Genomic DNA, 16,717 nt, shown 5'->3' on the forward strand with positions numbered 1-16,717 from the left:
AAAGAAACTTCCCGTAGCCATAAAGTGAAAGCCAGCGCCTTGAGACGCTGGCCTAGCAACACGGGCTTATAGCCCGGACCGAACCACCCGTTTCACGGGTGGCGGCGATTTTTGTGATCAGCTTTCCGCAAAGCCAGGCAAGAGCCAGGGCCCCTGCCCAGCGAAGAATCATAACCAGAGTCTCCATGTCATTATTCCTCTCTTTTCAGAATTCCGTACAAGAAGATATTCACGAGAGTTCTGCAATCCTTTTCGTGTCTCGCCAGATCCAGACCGTCCTCTGACGGATGATGGTAACTGGCATTCAGTGAATCCTGCATCATGCGAAAAGCTCTTATGATTTCTTCTTCCGTGAGATCACTGCGCAGCTTCCGGTTTCTGAGAATCTTGCGCAGGCAATTATCATTCACTTCGTCAAAATCCCGCCGGATATCTGCGATTTTGCTCTGCAGACAGGCCGGTGGAAAAATAACGGCACCGCAGAAAATACGGGCGTAGTCCTCGTGTGTATGAAAAAAATCCAGGCGTGCGCTGAAATAGGCGGCAAGAGGATCTTCCTGTTCTGCTTCCCCGGTGAGATGTTCCTTCAGGTATTCCGTTAGAGAGTGAAAACATTCCTCAAGACAGGCCAGATAAAGTACGTCCTTGGATTCGAAATAATGGTAGATGATCCCCTTGGAAATGCCGCCGGAAAGGCAGACGGTATTCAGTGACGCAGCCTCATATCCATGCATCGCAAATTCAGCGGTTGCGCCTGCCAGAATTTTCGCCCGGGTCTGACGGTTCTTCTCTTCTCTGTTCATACATATAATCCTTTCGTTTGCTGCAATCGGTAACCCACTGCCTTGCCGATGCTGGAGCTGACAGATCAGGTGTCTCTAAAATAAATGACCATGCGGTCGATATATGAAATATACCACTTATCGACTACATGGTCAATATATTACTGTATAAGTCCAGTCGCAATGTTCTTGGCCCACGGGGAGCCTGCTTACCAGTGGGCAAGAACATTAGCGACGACAACAGGTATGAGCATGGAGCGGTGCGAAGCAACGCGGGAATGCGAATATGCGCGGGCAGTGAGCCACATCCGCTCACACAAAGTGTGAAGCGGTGGGGCGAACGCCGCGACAGACCGACGAAGTCGGTCACCTGTTAGCGGCACGGAAGCTGCGAAGCAGCGAAGTGACGCGGGGACTTATACAGTATGTGGCACGATGTATCGTATGGCCATTTTGTATAAGCTCTTCGAAAACGCAGACAGGCCGTCTGTCGCGAAGCGCGCGTAAGAGACTGCATGCGATATTGAGCTTTCATGAAACGAAGAAGAGAAAAAACCCGCAAATCCTGAAAAACAGGATCTGCGGGTTTTGCGTACTCATCTGTGCTTTATAAAACTCTGATATATAAGATATATAAGAGAAATCTGGGGATTCTCCGGCGGATTACTGTTCGTCAGAAGCCTCATCCTGAGAATCGTTCTGAAGAGCCTTGATGCTGAGGGAGATCTTGCGATCCTCTGCATTGAAATCAACGATCTTCGCAGTGATGATGTCGCCGACATTCAGCACATCAGACGGCTTGTCGACATGATCTCTGGAAATCTGAGATACATGAAGAAGAGCGTCAATGCCGGGCTCAAGCTCAACGAAAGCGCCGAAGTCAGTCATGCGGGCTACTCTGCCCTCTACAACGGTTCCAACCGCGTACTTCTCATCGGCGGTAAGCCACGGATTCTGATCGTCAAACTTCAGGCTCAGCGCAATGCGATCGCCTTTGATATCCTTGATCAGGCAGGTAACCTTCTGCCCTACAGAAAGGATAGAACGCGGATTGTCAACACGGCCCCAGCTCATCTCGGAGATATGAAGCAGACCGTCCGCTCCGCCGAGATCAATGAATGCACCGAAATCAGTGATATTCTTAACAGTTCCCTCGACAACATCGCCCACGTGAATTCTGGAGAAGAGCTCCTCCTGGGCTTTCTTCTTCTCGGCTACAACAAGCTGCTTGCGGTCGCCGATGATTCTTCTTCTTCTCGGATTGAACTCGATGATCACGAATTCAATCTCCTGATCCATGTATTTGTTGAGATCCTTCTCAAAGGTGTCAGATACGAGGCTGGCCGGGATGAATACACGCGCGCCGTCTACGTTGACACTCAGTCCGCCGTTCAGAACGCGGACAACCTTTGCCTTCAGAACCTCATGGTTCTCAAATGCCTCTTCGAGTTTCTTATTGCCTCTCTCGGCAACCAGCTTCTTGTAGGTGAGAAGTACCTGACCCTCGCCATCGTTGACCTTCATGACCTTGACTTCCATCTTGTCACCGACTTTAACGACGGTTGTCAGATCCAGAGAGTTATCATTAGAATACTCGTTTCTGGTCAGAATGCCATCAGCCTTAACCCCGATGTTCAGGATGATTTGCTCCGGTTTGACGTCGATGACCGTTCCCTCGACTACCTCTCCGTTATGTACGGTCTTGAAAGACTCGTTCAGCATTTCTTCAAAGCTTAATTCTGACATGTTCTGTAACCTCCTCAATTATACTATTTGGAGTAGATGCTCCAGCTGTGATACCTACACGAGAATAAGATTGAAAAGGTTTCAAATCCAAATCAACAAGTGTCTCAATGAAGTAAGTATTCGCACATTTCTCACTGCAAATATGATACAGCTTTTGTGTGTTAGAACTATGCCTGCCTCCGATGACAACCATAGCATCTACTTTCTGCGCAATCTCCCGCGCTTCTGTCTGCCGCTCGTCAGTTGCATTGCACACAGTATTTACAACATAACTACTATAACGCGTTCTGGCAAAAATTTCAACAATATCTTCAAATTTTACCTTATCAAAAGTGGTCTGGGCGACCAGAACCGCCTTCCGGCCCTCCGGGATCTTCAGATTCTGCAATTCTTCAGGGGATTCGACGGCATAGACCTCTCCTTTGGTCCAGCCCATGATGCCCTGTACTTCAGGGTGATTCGGGTTCCCGGCGATGATGAGGATGTCACCGTTTTCGCCTGCCTTCCGGGCAATCTCATGGATTTTTTTGACAAAGGGACAGGTGGCGTCCACAAGGTTCACTCCCAGTGATTCCATTTTTTTCTGTATCCGTTCGGGAACGCCGTGAGAGCGGATGATGATGGTACCCTCATGGATCTGATCGAGTTCTTCCTCTGAGCGGATAACCCGGACTCCCTGGGCTGCGAGCTTATTTACCACCTGTTCGTTGTGAATGATCGGTCCATAGGTATAGACGGGCTTTCTGCCATCGCGAATCTGTTTTTGAACCTCGTCAACTGCTCTTTTTACGCCGAAACAGAATCCTGCGCTCTTTGCTTTGATAATCTCCATCCGTCTTCTCCTCTCAGCAGCTGCCCTTTTCTGCGATTCTGGCACGGGCAAGGTCCGTGATGGTATCTGCGACCTCCTCGATCGTCATGTCAGAGCTGTCTACGAGGACGGCGTCTTCTGCCTTTCGAAGCGGGGAATTCTTCCGGTGCATGTCCTGGTCATCCCTTGCGGCAATGTCCTTTTCAATCTCCTCAAGAACGGGGGTCTGACCCTTCTGAAGCAGTTCCCGGTACCTGCGGAGAGCGCGGACCTGAACGCTTGCGGTCAGGTAGATCTTCAGCGGTGCATCCGGCAGGACGACGGTTCCGATATCTCTTCCGTCCATCACAACGTTCTGCGAGCGGGCGATCTCCTGCTGCATGGCTACCATTTTCTCACGGTTCGCGGCGTACCGGCTTGTCCTGGAGGCCATCATTCCCGCCTCCTCGGAACGGATCCGTCCGGTAACGTCTCTTCCGTTTAAAAATACATGCTGGCTGCCCTCGATGATCTGCAGACTCAGCCTGGCGCCGGGAAGTGACGCGTTGACGGCGTTTTCATCCTCCGTGTCGATTCCCAGGTCCAGAAAATAAAGGCCCATGGCGCGGTACATGGCTCCGGTATCAACGTAAATAAAGCCAAGTGCTTCGGAAACTCGCCTGGCTATAGTGCTTTTCCCCGCTCCGGCGGGGCCGTCAATTGCAATCTGAAAACTCATTTCTGACCTCGTGCCTGCCGGACGCCGGAGAAGCATATAATTTACGCGAACAGTGAGCCGCAGCCGAATGCGAAGTATTCGTGTGCGGCGAGCGTCGCGATAGCGAGATAAAACTCGCGCAGCGTGTTTTATCTCGTTGGGCAATCCGCAGGCTGAATAAATGTTGTGTCCCGCCCTCGCGGGCGGCTGTTTACCTGGTTACATTGCCGGCACATGATAAACCGTCCGGCAGAAATAATGTGGCGCTCCGCGGTGGCGGAGCGGCTGTTTGCATAGATACACTGCAGGAAATTATAAACGATCCGGCAGAAATTGTGAAGACCGTCATCCGCTTCCCTGTCCACGAGTGACTCGACTTAGTCCGTATCTTCTGTCCGGAGCTGCCGCGGCCGGCCCATCTGAGCTGGTTATGAAGACCGGTTATTGTCTGAAAGCGCGTCGGCGCATACCTTTGCCGTAGACCACGCGATCTGCAGATTGAAGCCTCCGGTGACGGCGTCAAGGTCAAGGATCTCTCCGATCGCATACATGCCGCGAACCAGACGGGATTCCATGGTGGACGGATTGATTTCCTTCACAGAGATCCCGCCCTGGGTGATGATGGCCTCGTTGTAACTGCGAAGACCGGTTATGGTGAAAGGAAAGGCTTTTACCAGTCGGCGGAAGCCGGCTCTTTCCTCTCTGGTGATTTCATTGACCGGTTTGTCTTCGGGAATTGCGCTCAGCTTCATCATGACCGGGCGAAGTTTCGCCGGGAAAAGGGAGGCGGTGGCGTTCTTCAGCCCTTTATTCCGTGCGTTTTCGAATTCTCTGAGGAGCCTTGCGTCAAGCTGTTCGTCGGTGAGAGCGGGCTTCAGGTCAATGTATGCCGCAAGAGGTCCGTCTTCCAGGTACTTTCCAATATACGAGCTCGCGGTCAGAGCAAGAGGACCGCTGACTCCGAAGTGGGTAAAGAGCATTTCGCCGAATTCGCGGAACTGTTTTTTCTTTCCGTAGGGGATGGTCAGTGTGACATTCCTCAGGGACAGTCCCTGCAGTTCGGGTATATAGGGCTCGGCGGTCTCGAGAGGAACCAGCGCGGGGCGCTGCTTCTGGAGGGTATGGCCGAGACTTTCCGCGATGATAAGGCCGTCTCCGGTGGAGCCGGTGGAAGGGTAGGAAAGCCCTCCGGTCGCAAGGATCACATCGTCGCAGGGGATTACGGATCCGTTTTCCAGAAGGATGCCGCTGACTCTCCGGTTCTGCTTCTTTATGGTTTCCTCCGGGGAGAGATTCTCCGTCAGAACTTTCATGACCCTGGTCTTCAGATGAATCTTCACATCCAGCATCCGGAGACGGTTTTCCAGCGCGCGGATGATGTCAGAGGAGTGATCAGACGATGGGAATGCCCGGTTGCCGCGTTCCACCTTTGTGTGCACGCCAAGACTCTCAAAGAGACGGATGGTATCCTGACTGCTGAAGCTGTTGAAGGCGCTGTACAAAAAGCGCGGATTGGATACGACGTGGGGGAAAAGCTCGTCTTTCTCACACGCATTTGTAAAGTTGCAGCGGCCTTTGCCGGTAATAAAGAGCTTTTTGCCCAGTTTTTCGTTTCGCTCAAAAAGGTGAACTTTGAAGCCGCGTTCCGCCGCGAACATGGCACAGGCCATGCCTGCCGCTCCGCCTCCGATCACGCAGATTTTAGACATAGATATTCCCCCGGTCTCTTGAAAAATTCAGTCATCAATTGTATTACGGTCAGGATCCTTCAGGTTTATACCGCGGTGATCATCCAGAGGATTGATCTCGTCGCGCGAGTATACCTGGTATTCATTCCAGATCCGCTCCAGCGTGGTCATGGTGTTCACGACCTCATTCTGCCGCCGCATGGAAAGCGCCACAATCAGCGCGTTGATCACGGAGAGGGGCGCAGCCAGCGAGTCTACGATGGAAGCCATATCGCTTCTGGCAATCAGATTGCAGGAGGAATACAGGTTCATCGGGGAGTGAATGCTGTCGGTCAGCGTGATGACTTTTGCGTTGCGGTTATTGGCAAATTCCATCGCCTTAAGCGTGCGCATCGAATATCTGGGAAAGCTGATCCCGATGATGACATCCTTCGCTCCGATTCGGATCAGCTGCTCAAATACCTCACTTGAGCCTGTGGAATTCACCAGCCGGACATTGTCAAAAATTTCATTCAGATAGAAGGCGAGAAAAGCGGCTAGCGGCGCGCAGCTCCGGAGCCCCATGACATAGATGGTTTTCGCGGAGAGAATGGTCTCGATGGCCAGATGGAAGGCCTTGCGGTCCATGTGCTCCTGTGTCAGCTTGATTTTCTCAATGTCGCTTGTCAGAACGGTGTCCAGAATTTTGTCCTGAGGAATCCGTTCGTAGGTGACCTCCATACGCTGGATAGAATTCAGACGGTTGCGGACGAGCTCCTCCAGTGTCTGGTGAAATTCGGGAAATCCGCGGTATCCCAGAAGAGTTGCGAAGCGCACCGTAGTGGATTCGCTGACGTGGGCCTGCTTGCCGAGCTCTGCCGCGGTCATAAAGGCGGCTTTCTCATAGTGCTCGGTGACATAGTCGGCGAGACGCTTCTGGCCCTTGCTCATGTTTGGATAGAGCCGGCTGATTCTGGAGGAGAGACTGTCCTCTTGTGCTTTCCGGTGATCTGCGGAAGGACTGCTGATGGAGAATTCCTGAATGTGTTTTTTTTCGCCGGGATCCGGGGATTCGTCGGGTTCCGGACAAAAGCTGCCTTCACAGATGCTTTCATCTGACCTGCCAGACCGGGGCGCTGCGCTGAAAGAAAAGCTTTCGTCTTCCTTACGCATGATCTGCCTCCCATGCACTGAAGGCGTTGAGACAGACGCCGCCGGCCTCTGCGAGGTCGTAGGTCGCGAATGCCTTCTTGAAGTTATCGGAAAAAAGAATCTGAGAGGATGCCGGGAATTCGTCATCGCCTTCCCACAGGATAAAGCGGATGTACAGCTCCGGGAGAAACTCAACGTCATAGCAGGCGTCGGCATAGTCTACCTTTGTGGCTCCCATACCCTCAAGGACTTTTTGAAAGACGCTTTTCCGGCTGCCGTATTTGTGATTGAAGCGGAAGATGCATCTGCCCTGGAAGGGACCGAAATACAAATCGCCGGAAGGCATGTCGCGGAACGAGATGAAGTGATTGCTGAATGCCTCATATTCCGCAAAAAGCAGATAGCGGAGAATCAGTACTCTTCCGCTGTTGTCTGCGATTTGCGGTGTGATCTCAAAGCCGGGCCAGGAAATGCTGTAATCCCTGCCCAGAAAACGCAAGGTGAAGCAATGTTTCTCTTTGTTGTAGTCTGTGTGTGTCCGGACCGCAATTTCTGCGGGATCGGCTTCACGGAACTTCTGTGTATAGAATTCGATGGGCTGCTCCTGCAGGCTGTGTCTGTTGTAGTCCGGCTTTCTGTTTTGTGCTGCTGTTTCTGTTTTTTCTTCCATTGATATACCCCCGGTATTATTATGACGGATATTTATTCATATCGGCCCCGATTTTTGAGCCGGCAGTAAAAAAACAGGTACTGCCGACAGATTTTCCGGGGATTCTGCAAGATTACACGTCATGCTTTTTATGCCGATGGTATCACACTTCCGGTTCGGGCGCAACTCACAGGGACAATATTTACCAATGCCTCTGCCGGTCTTTAACGAACAGGAAGAATTGTGAAAGCACTTGCCGTCAGCCGGGTTGTTTCTTATCTATTCTATTGGATTAATTTTGATCCATGCCCCAGTTCTTCATCGGTTCAATCTTCTGAACGCGGGTTCGTTTCAGGAGGAAAGCGGCGGCGAGCATGGCGACTGCCTCCGCGATCGGGAAGGCAAACCAGATCAGAAATTCCGCAGTCTTCATAATGGAGAAGAGATAAGCAAGGGGCAGAACAACAATAACCAGCCGCAGCAGAGAGACATACAGAGAGTATGTGCCCTTTTCAAGCGCCTGAAAGATTCCCTGCGAGGAAATGTTGATTCCGGCGAAGATGAATCCGGGAGCGATAATGCGCATCGCCCGCGCGCAGAGAATTTCCGTGTGCTCGGACAGGCCGAAAATCTGTGCGAGCGGATGCGCGAACATCTCCATGGCGATGATTCCGACGATCATAATAAGACTTGTGTCAAGGATTCCGTACCGGACTCCTTCTTTGACCCGTTTATAGTTTCCCATGCCGTAATTGTATGCGACCAGTGGCGTGATGGCATCACGGAGGCCGAAGCCGGCGAAGAAAATGAACTGCTGGATCTTGTAGAAAATGCCATAGGCGGTGACGGCTGCTGTCGAAACTCCTGCAAAGATGATGTTTACGCCATAGGTCATGACGGACATGAGGGCCTGCATGATAATGGCGGGAATACCGATCTGGTAAATTTCCTTCACCGTCTGCGCGTCGAGCTTCAGATAGCGGATACCTGCCGGAACCTCCTTGTTCATCTTGTAGTGGAAGAACATATCGAGGGCGAGAGATACGAACTGACCGAGGACTGTCGCGTAGGCGGCGCCGGCAACTCCCATGGCGGGACAGCCAACCAGTCCGTAGATCATGATCGGATCAAATATGATATTGGTGAGAGCACCGGCAATCTGAGCAATGGTGGAAAGCAGGGTTTTTCCGGTGGACTGCAGCAGCTTCTCATAGATTCCGTACATAATGTTTCCGAAGCTGAGGTAGGTGCAGATCGCCAGATAGGTTGTACCCATGGAAAGGATGACGGGATCGCTAGTCTGGGTTTTCAGATATCCGCGAATACCGAAGACTGCAAAGACAAGAAAACACAGGTAGATGATGATTCCAAGCATTATTCCGTTTCCCGCTGCCTTCGCGGCTTTCGTCCGGTTTCCCTGCCCGAGGGTTCTTGACATCAGTGCATTCACGCCGACGCCTGTACCGATGCCAAAGGCGACGATCAGCATCTGGATGGGAAACGCCAGAGTCAGCGCGTTCATGGCGTACTCTCCTGTGTGAGCCAGTCCGTTCATATCCGGCATCCGGCTTACAAACATGCTGTCCACAATGTTGTAGCACGCCTGCAGGATCATCGAAACGATGATCGGAATACCCATCGTCCACAGAACACGGCCCATCGGCTGCGTTCCCATTTTATTTTCTGTGTGCACCTTATCTGCTGTTTCCTTCATGATATGAATATCCTCCTGTTCTATAGATCAGCCGGTCTGCACAGGGGCCGGCTGCGGCACAAACGAGATAAAACACGCTGCGCGAGTTTTATCTCGCTATCGCGACGCTCGCCGCACACGAATACTTCGCATTCGGCTGCGGCTCACTGTTCGCGTAAAAAAAAACAGCGTGTGCAATCAACTGGAATTACGCAGTAACTGCAACACGCTGTTTCCCTTACTTTAGTATATTGTGACCAAAAACTCAATGATATTTTTGATGAAAATTGAGGACTGAGGATATCGGAGGATACCCCGGAGGGTATCCGGAATCAGACGAGAGAGGCACCAAGTGAGCGGCATGCCTCGACGGCGCCGTCGTCAGGAGCTTCATTTGCAATGACGGGGTCAGATGCAAGCGTGATGCCGAGCTCTTTGCATTCCGCTTCCCAGCTGCGCATCCATTCGCCGTCTCCCCAGCCGTATGAACCGAAAATGCCGATCTTCTTTCCGATCAGGCTGCCCTTCACGGAATCCCATAAGGGCTGAAATTCGGAATCCTCCAGCTGCTCGTCTCCCATGGCCGGGCATCCGAAGGCAAGCCCCTGATACTCGGAGACGCTGGCAGGTGAAAAATCAGATGTCTCCAGAAGATCGACATCCGCGCCTGCATTCTTTGCGCCGTCGGCTACCGCCTGTGCCATCTGCTCCGTGTTTCCTGATTGTGTCCAGAATACTACTGCTACCTTGCTCATGACATTTTCTCCTTTTTTCTGTGATTTAATTACCGGTTAGAAACCAGAAGCTTCTCCAGGGGAATACCGACCGACAGAAGCTTCTGGTAACACCGGGTGCATTTTTTGTACCGGTCGAAGGAATTTCTAGCCTCATCCTCGTTTGCGTAAACCTTCCACGTTCCGACAAATTTGAAGTTTTTCGCATGGTTCTGTATGAACCCTTCGACATCTTCCGGCGGATATCCGAGAAAGACGCCGACCTCGTGGGGAAAATCCCGGTTCTGCCGCATGCGGCAGATGAGTTCACAGACGCACTCCGAGGCATGTGTCCCTGTGTAGCCCGCTGACGCGAGGATTCGCCGGCTCTTCTCCTGCCCGAGATCCCTGTCCAGATCTTTTCCGCGGTACAGATACAGCAGAGCGCGGCCGTCTCTGTAGCGGACCGGAAGAAGCCGGAGCCCGGCTGTCTGCATGCGTCTGTTGTAACGTCGAATATCTTCTCTCATGGATTGTTCGTCCGGGTAATGAACAGGAAAAAGGGCCCCTGTCTTCAGTCCGGCGAGTGTAGGTGAGGCGTGATCGACAAGTGTCTGGTCTGACATGATTCCTCCGATATCCGGTCTTCATCTATAATGAATGACCTGAATCAAACCGGCTCTGCGGCAATAAATAAGGCAGATTTTCCGACATTTTTTCGCGAAGCCTGAGGCGTTTACGGCCAGGGAAGAGTCAAGACGGCCGAAACGGAAATCCGCATAGTCTGGTAACTGCGCATAATAGTACAGATAATTTTACTAATATTAGATATATCTAACGCAGATTTAATATATCATACGAACACGGAGCTGTCAACGGGAAGTGTGACCGGAATCAGAATCACGGGAAACAGAATCAAACTGTAATCAGAATCAAACAGGAATCAGAATCAAACAGAAATCAAATTAGAGTCAAATCTGAATTGAGACAGAATTGAATGAGAGTCAAAGCAGAATAGAATCGGGATCAAAGCAGAATTGAAGCAGAATCGCGCCGATTAAATTCCCCGGAACTTTTCGATGGAGAGTAACCGGCGCGATTGAGCTATTTTCAGTATGGATTCTTTTTGTTCTTCATGGACATTACAAGGTCGTAGATAAAAGAACCGGTATGTCCGACGGAAGGATATTCGTCATCACCGATCTCCAGCTCGTATTTCTGGTAGGCGTTGATCAGACGGGCTCCACTCGGGTGGAGAATTTCACGTTCAAAGTGGCAGTTGTTGTAGGATTTGTGAACGTGGCCGTAGAACATGTATTTCGGGTGCCATTTGTTCATCAGCTCATTGAAGCATTCAAATCCCCTGTGCGGGAGATCCTCGAGATCTCCGTAGCCCTTTGCGGGAGCATGGGTGACAAGGACGTCGAAGCCGTTGCGAAGGCGGATTTCGCGCGTGATTCTGCGAATACGGTCTTCCATCTCCTTTTCGTTGTACATGTTGTCGGCGTCCGGACGGTAGCGCATGGATCCGCCCAGTCCGAGAAGCCGAAGACCATGGTAGTCATAGACGGTGTCTTCAATGCAGATGCATCCTTCCGGCGGCTGTTCCCTGTAAGTTTTGTCGTGGTTGCCCCGGACGTAGAGGATCGGGCAGCTCGCCATTGTGACAAGAAATTCCAGGTATTTTCTGTTGAGATCTCCACAGGATACGATCAGATTGTAATCCCTGAGCATGCCGGGTCTGTAGAAATCCCAGAGCTGTTTGACTTCCTCGTCGGCCAGTAGCAGTAATTTCATTTTTATCTCTCCGTTCTGTTCCTTATTTCTGCTCTTCAGCAGAGGGGATTCCCTGAACTCCGCTCCGCTCCATCGTGGAATGAATCGTATCTGTGAGCTGCGAGGGATCCGGGAGTGATCCGATGATGTTGTCGTTGAGCCAGTTCATGTGAATGATCTGGTCATTGGTCAGCTGTGATCCTCCGCCTGCATCCTGGATGAGTCCGGTCTGGCTGCGGAGTTCGCCGCAGAATGGATTGATGGTTCCGTTCTCGATGCCCTGCTGGAACAGATATGCCATCTTGCGGGAATAATACGAAATATTCTGGGAGAGAATCACATTGATGGCGCCGCTGGAAAAACCGAACCAGTAGTTGATTGCCTGCTCCTTGCTGATGTTCTCACGGTTGTTCCAGGAGGCATCGAGGATGGTGTCTACAATTTGAATATAGAACTGTCCCCAGTTCCACAGGGGCGCGGCAATATTGCGGATGGTTCCGTCCGCCAGACGCTTGTACACACCGTATTTCCGGGATGCTTCATCTGGCCGGATAAGGTCCGGACCGGAGATGACCCCGATCGCCTGCTCATTGAACTCCTCCTCCCATCGGCTGTTCTTTATGCCGCTCCATTTCAGGAGGATCCTGACTTCCGGATCAATCATGGCGGCTCCGATCGCGAAAGCGTTGATGTTCGCGATGTTTCCGTTCAGCGGATAGTCTGCGACGTAGCCGATACGGTGGTCTTCTGCGTAGGACGCCGCGAGAGCGCCCATGATGAGCTTTGCCTCGTACATCTTCGGATAATAGGTGCGGACCGCGCTGCTCATAAGGTCGATGGAGCAGTTAAGGATCTTCATGTTCGGATATCGTATAGCTGCGCGTTTGGAAGCGTCCATCATGTCCGGTGAGGTGGTGAAGACCACTTCATCGAGATCCGCCGCAGCGGCATCAAAGGCGGCGTCGAGCTTTTCCTCTGTATTGCAGTCGTCGAAACAGATGGCATCCACGACGCCCTCGTAGGTCTGATTCAGTTCATTTCTGCCGAGCTCATGGCCATAAAGCCAGCGCGAGGTCTTCGGCGGACGTGAGTAGAGGAAGGCGACGCGGAGAGGCTGTTCCTTCGTGTATACCGGGTTGAACAGATTTGTGAGGATGTTCCCCTTCCGGGAGGTGTCCGGAGTATCGAGCAGGGCCGCATTTTCCTCGTTCTCTGCGCTCAGAAGCTCGTTCCAGATCAAGCCGATTTTCTTCTCGATGGAGGAACGGGTGTCCTCCTGAAGACTCTGACGGTGGTAGAAACCCAGGTAAATCAGGAAGGCGTCACCTGCGGAAATCCGAAGATTTTCCCCGCCTTTTGCGTCGTATGCGTCGGAGAAACGGTTGAAATCCGAACGCAGATCCTCGACCGTCTCGATGGGCCAGGGTTCGGTCAGGTCTCTTCCGTACAGTGTGGCCAGTCTCGCATAGCAGCCGGGTTTGGAAAAAACAATGCCGTAGAGCTGAGTGACTTTGTAGTAATCCAGGAATTCATAATAGACGCGGATATCGATGTCATCCGACTTTATCGGAAGAATGCGGGTGATGTCTGCGGCAATCGATCTGGCTCCGCAGTAGCTGAGCACGGAAACCCGTTTATTGCCCTCAAGGACATAGAAACGGTTGAGATATTCAAAACACTTGATCGGGTCGTGGATTCCCTCGGCCTGCTGGGCGTCGTAGAGGGTGGACCACTTCTGACCGAATTCGGTGTAGTATCTCAGAGTCGGCAGAAAGTTCCAGGTAAAAGCATTCTGCCGGCTTTCTGTTACGGTGCCGGCAATCATGCGGATGGGGATGTCCTTGACTCCTACGGGTACCTTCGCCAGTGTCATGTAATTGGGAAGAAAACTGTCCAGAGAGGTCAGATACGGATATCTTCCCTCGCTGGCTGCTTTCCGGAGCGCCTTGTCAGCCTGCTTTTTTGCCTTTACATAATCCTCTCTCATCTTCTCTTCCTCCTTCCGGACGGTTTTCTGTGAGAATGAACGTTTCTTCCGGTGCTGTGTGCGGAATGCTCTGCCATTTTTCTCGGCGGGATCAGACAACGGGGACCGAATCCGATCAGATCCTCTCTCCCCTCTTTCTGGAGGGCCTCTTTTACCAGATCATAATTTTCCGGCCTGCGGTACTGGATCAGGGCGCGCTGCATCGCCTTTTCATGTGGATTCCTTGCGACATACACCGGCTGCATGGACAGGGGGTCCAGACCGGTATAATACATGGTGGTGGAAACCGTGCCGGGTGTCGGATAGAAATCCTGAACCTGTTCCGGCATGTATCCCATGTCGCGTATATATTCGGCGAGGGCAATTGCGTCTGAGAGACGGCTGCCGGGGTGAGAGGACATCAGATACGGAACGATGTACTGCTTCAGGCCGAGCTCACGGTTCACTTTTTCGAATTCGTGTACGAAGGCATTATAGATCTTTACCGGCGGTTTTCCCATCTCCCGCAGAACATTGTCGGAGATGTGCTCGGGGGCGACCCGGAGCTGTCCGCTCACATGATAACGGCAAAGCTCCCGGAGAAAATTCCTGTCCCGGTCCGCCATGAGATAATCGAAGCGGAAGCCGGACCGGACGAATACCTTTTTCACACCGTCGAGACTTCTCAGCTCTTTCAGAAGCTTCAGGTAGTCGGAGTGGTCAACGCGCAGATTGCTGCAGGGGCGGGGATAGAGACATCGCTTGTGCACGCAGGCACCGTACTTCAGCTGCTTGTCACAGGCGGGAGCGCGAAACTCCGCCGTGGGACCTCCGACATCGTGGATATAGCCTTTGAAGTCCTTTTCCCGTATCATCTGCTGCGCTTCCCGGAGAATGGATTCATGGCTTCTGGCCTGGACGATTCTGCCTTCGTGCATGGTGAGCGCGCAGAAGTTGCATTCGCCGAAACAGCCCCGGTTGCTGGTCAGACTGAAACGGATCTCGGCGAGGGCGGGGATTCCACCCTGCCTGTCGTACATCGGATGCCAGCGGCGCATATAGGGAAGCGCGTAGATGTCGTCCATCTCCATCTGCGTCAGCGGCTTTGAGGGCGGGTTCTGGACGACATAGGTCATCCCGGACCCGTGATCGGAGCCGTCGCTGCCGCGGACACCGTTCCCATAGCCCTCATAGATCCGTTTTGCCTGAAAGGGATCTGTATTGGCGTATTGCACCGCATAGCTTTCGGCGTATTTTCTGCGGCCCCTTTCACTGTCCTCGCTGATCTCGCTGAAATCGGGCAGGCGGACGGCATCGTAGATGCTCTCTTCATCCCTGGTCTTGTAAACGGTTCCGTCGATGTAGGTAATATCCTTTGCGGGGATGCCGGAGGCGAGAGCGTCAGCGATCGCAACAATACTGCGCTCTCCCATCCCGTAGGACAGGAGGTCCGCGCCGGACTCCAGAAGAATGGACCTGCGCACCTTGTCAGACCAGTAGTCATAATGGCCGAGTCTTCGAAGACTTGCCTCAATTCCTCCGATGATGACCGGGGTGTGCCGGAAGGTTCGCCGGATCAGGTTGCAGTAGACGATTACAGCCCGGTCGGGGCGGCAGTCGCCCCGGCCGCCGGGGCTGTACAGATCTTCGTGCCGGCGCTTTTTCGCGACAGTATAGTGAAGAACCATGGAATCCATATTCCCCGCGGATACCAGGAAACCGAGCCTCGGCTCACCGAGAACGGCGATGCTTGCCGGATCCCTCCAGTCGGGCTGGCAGATCATACCGACGCTGTAGCCGCGGGAAACAAGGACTCTTCCGATGATCGCGGAACCGAAGCTGGGGTGGTCCACATAGGCGTCGCCGCAGACATAGACAAAATCGAGCTGTGTGATGTTCTGCTTTTTCATGTCTTCTCTGGAAACGGGCAAAAAACTCATGAAACAGTGCCTCCGTTAAGAAAAACCCCGGAACATCCGGTTCGGATGTTTCCGGGGCGTGGAAACTGGTGTATACAGCCCGGGCAGTGTCAGATCAGAAACGTCCTGCCTTTGCAGCTTCCTCAACCGCAACTGCAACCGCAACGGTCATGCCGACCATGGGGTTGTTGCCTGCACCGATCAGACCCATCATTTCTACATGAGCCGGAACGGAGGAGGATCCTGCGAACTGAGCGTCGCTGTGCATACGTCCCATGGTATCTGTCATACCGTAGGATGCAGGACCTGCAGCCATATTGTCCGGATGAAGGGTACGGCCTGTGCCGCCGCCGGAAGCAACGGAGAAGTACTTCTTGCCTGCCTCCAGGCGCTCCTTCTTGTAGGTGCCTGCAACCGGATGCTGGAAGCGGGTCGGGTTGGTGGAGTTGCCGGTGATGGAAACATCAACGTTCTCATGCCACATGATGGCAACGCCTTCCTGTACATCGTTGGCACCGTAGCAGTTAACCTTTGCGCGCGCGCCGTTCGGATCCTTGGAATAGCAGGTGCGGCTTAATTCCTTGAGCTCGCCTGTCTTGTAATCATAGGAGGTCTCCACAAAGGTGAAGCCGTTTACACGGGAGATGATCTGAGCCGCATCCTTTCCGAGACCGTTCAGGATGACACGCAGCGGTTTTTTACGTACCTTGTTTGCCTTCTCGGCGATACCGATGGCGCCCTCAGCTGCTGCGAAGGACTCGTGGCCGGCGAGGAATGCGAAGCACTCGGTGTCCTCTTCCAGGAGCATCTTGCCAAGGTTTCCATGTCCGAGACCAACCTTGCGGCGGTCAGCTACGGATCCCGGGATACAGAAGGACTGAAGTCCCTCACCGATAGCGGCAGCAGCCTCAGCGGCCGTGCGGCAGTTCTTCTTGATTGCGATTGCTGCGCCTACGGTGTAAGCCCATTTTGCGTTCTCAAAGCAGATCGGCTGAATGCTCTCGACCTGATGGTATACATCAAGACCTGCTGCCTTTGTTACCTCTGCAGCTTCTTCAATAGAGTTGATCCCGTACTCAGCAAGCTTTGCGAGAATCTGTTTTTCTCTTCTTTCATATGATTCAAATAAAGCCATCTTTGTCGTCC

Annotated in this window: 15 protein-coding genes; all 15 read right to left on the reverse strand. The window is 52.5% G+C overall.

Annotated elements, in window-relative coordinates:
• Positions 1-52: 52 nt before the first annotated feature.
• Positions 53-187 (reverse strand): hypothetical protein, encoded by a 135-nt coding sequence (locus tag ACTQ1O_RS05630; RefSeq protein ID WP_441486467.1) that lies wholly within the window; start codon positions 185-187, stop codon positions 53-55.
• A gap of 4 nt (positions 188-191) precedes the next feature.
• Positions 192-803 (reverse strand): TetR/AcrR family transcriptional regulator, encoded by a 612-nt coding sequence (locus ACTQ1O_RS05635; protein ID WP_441486468.1) that lies wholly within the window; start codon positions 801-803, stop codon positions 192-194.
• Positions 804-1,445: 642 nt separating this feature from the next.
• Positions 1,446-2,528, reverse strand: coding sequence for a 30S ribosomal protein S1 (gene rpsA, locus ACTQ1O_RS05640; protein WP_441475120.1), 1,083 nt, complete (start codon positions 2,526-2,528; stop codon positions 1,446-1,448).
• A complete protein-coding gene (ispH, locus tag ACTQ1O_RS05645; protein ID WP_441486469.1) occupies positions 2,509-3,360 on the reverse strand; it encodes a 4-hydroxy-3-methylbut-2-enyl diphosphate reductase in 852 nt (283 codons plus the stop codon). The genes rpsA and ispH overlap by 20 nt, the downstream gene beginning before the upstream one ends.
• Before the next feature lie 13 nt (positions 3,361-3,373).
• Positions 3,374-4,057 (reverse strand): (d)CMP kinase, encoded by a 684-nt coding sequence (gene cmk / locus ACTQ1O_RS05650; protein WP_441486470.1) that lies wholly within the window; start codon positions 4,055-4,057, stop codon positions 3,374-3,376.
• A gap of 407 nt (positions 4,058-4,464) precedes the next feature.
• On the reverse strand, positions 4,465-5,745 hold the full coding sequence (locus ACTQ1O_RS05655) for an NAD(P)/FAD-dependent oxidoreductase (RefSeq protein WP_441486471.1): 1,281 nt from the start codon (positions 5,743-5,745) through the stop codon (positions 4,465-4,467).
• A 27-nt stretch (positions 5,746-5,772) separates the two neighbouring features.
• On the reverse strand, positions 5,773-6,876 hold the full coding sequence (locus tag ACTQ1O_RS05660; protein WP_441486472.1) for a MurR/RpiR family transcriptional regulator: 1,104 nt from the start codon (positions 6,874-6,876) through the stop codon (positions 5,773-5,775).
• A complete protein-coding gene (locus ACTQ1O_RS05665; protein WP_441486473.1) occupies positions 6,869-7,525 on the reverse strand; it encodes a DUF3786 domain-containing protein in 657 nt (218 codons plus the stop codon). The genes ACTQ1O_RS05660 and ACTQ1O_RS05665 overlap by 8 nt, the downstream gene beginning before the upstream one ends.
• A 271-nt stretch (positions 7,526-7,796) precedes the next feature.
• Positions 7,797-9,197 (reverse strand): MATE family efflux transporter, encoded by a 1,401-nt coding sequence (locus tag ACTQ1O_RS05670; RefSeq protein ID WP_441486645.1) that lies wholly within the window; start codon positions 9,195-9,197, stop codon positions 7,797-7,799.
• Between the two features lie 332 nt (positions 9,198-9,529).
• The gene (locus ACTQ1O_RS05675) at positions 9,530-9,952 is read right to left on the reverse strand and encodes a flavodoxin (protein ID WP_441486474.1); all 423 of its coding nucleotides are present in this window, start codon (positions 9,950-9,952) and stop codon (positions 9,530-9,532) included.
• 29 nt (positions 9,953-9,981) lie between these two features.
• Positions 9,982-10,536: a DUF3793 family protein gene (locus ACTQ1O_RS05680; protein ID WP_441486475.1), complete on the reverse strand. Its 555-nt coding sequence runs from the start codon at positions 10,534-10,536 to the stop codon at positions 9,982-9,984.
• 484 nt (positions 10,537-11,020) lie between these two features.
• Positions 11,021-11,707, reverse strand: coding sequence for a metallophosphoesterase family protein (locus ACTQ1O_RS05685; protein WP_441100393.1), 687 nt, complete (start codon positions 11,705-11,707; stop codon positions 11,021-11,023).
• Positions 11,708-11,729: 22 nt separating this feature from the next.
• A complete protein-coding gene (locus ACTQ1O_RS05690) occupies positions 11,730-13,673 on the reverse strand; it encodes a BMP family ABC transporter substrate-binding protein (protein WP_441486476.1) in 1,944 nt (647 codons plus the stop codon).
• Positions 13,670-15,592: a YgiQ family radical SAM protein gene (locus tag ACTQ1O_RS05695; protein ID WP_441486477.1), complete on the reverse strand. Its 1,923-nt coding sequence runs from the start codon at positions 15,590-15,592 to the stop codon at positions 13,670-13,672. Before ACTQ1O_RS05695 ends, ACTQ1O_RS05690 begins: the two co-directional genes overlap by 4 nt.
• A 94-nt stretch (positions 15,593-15,686) precedes the next feature.
• Entirely contained in the window at positions 15,687-16,706 is a 1,020-nt protein-coding gene (locus ACTQ1O_RS05700; RefSeq protein ID WP_441100397.1) for a GGGtGRT protein, read from the reverse strand.
• Positions 16,707-16,717: the final 11 nt, after the last annotated feature.

Origin of the sequence: Bilifractor sp. LCP21S3_A7, assembly GCF_052118825.1 — a bacterium.
Classification (GTDB): domain Bacteria; phylum Bacillota; class Clostridia; order Lachnospirales; family Lachnospiraceae; genus Bilifractor.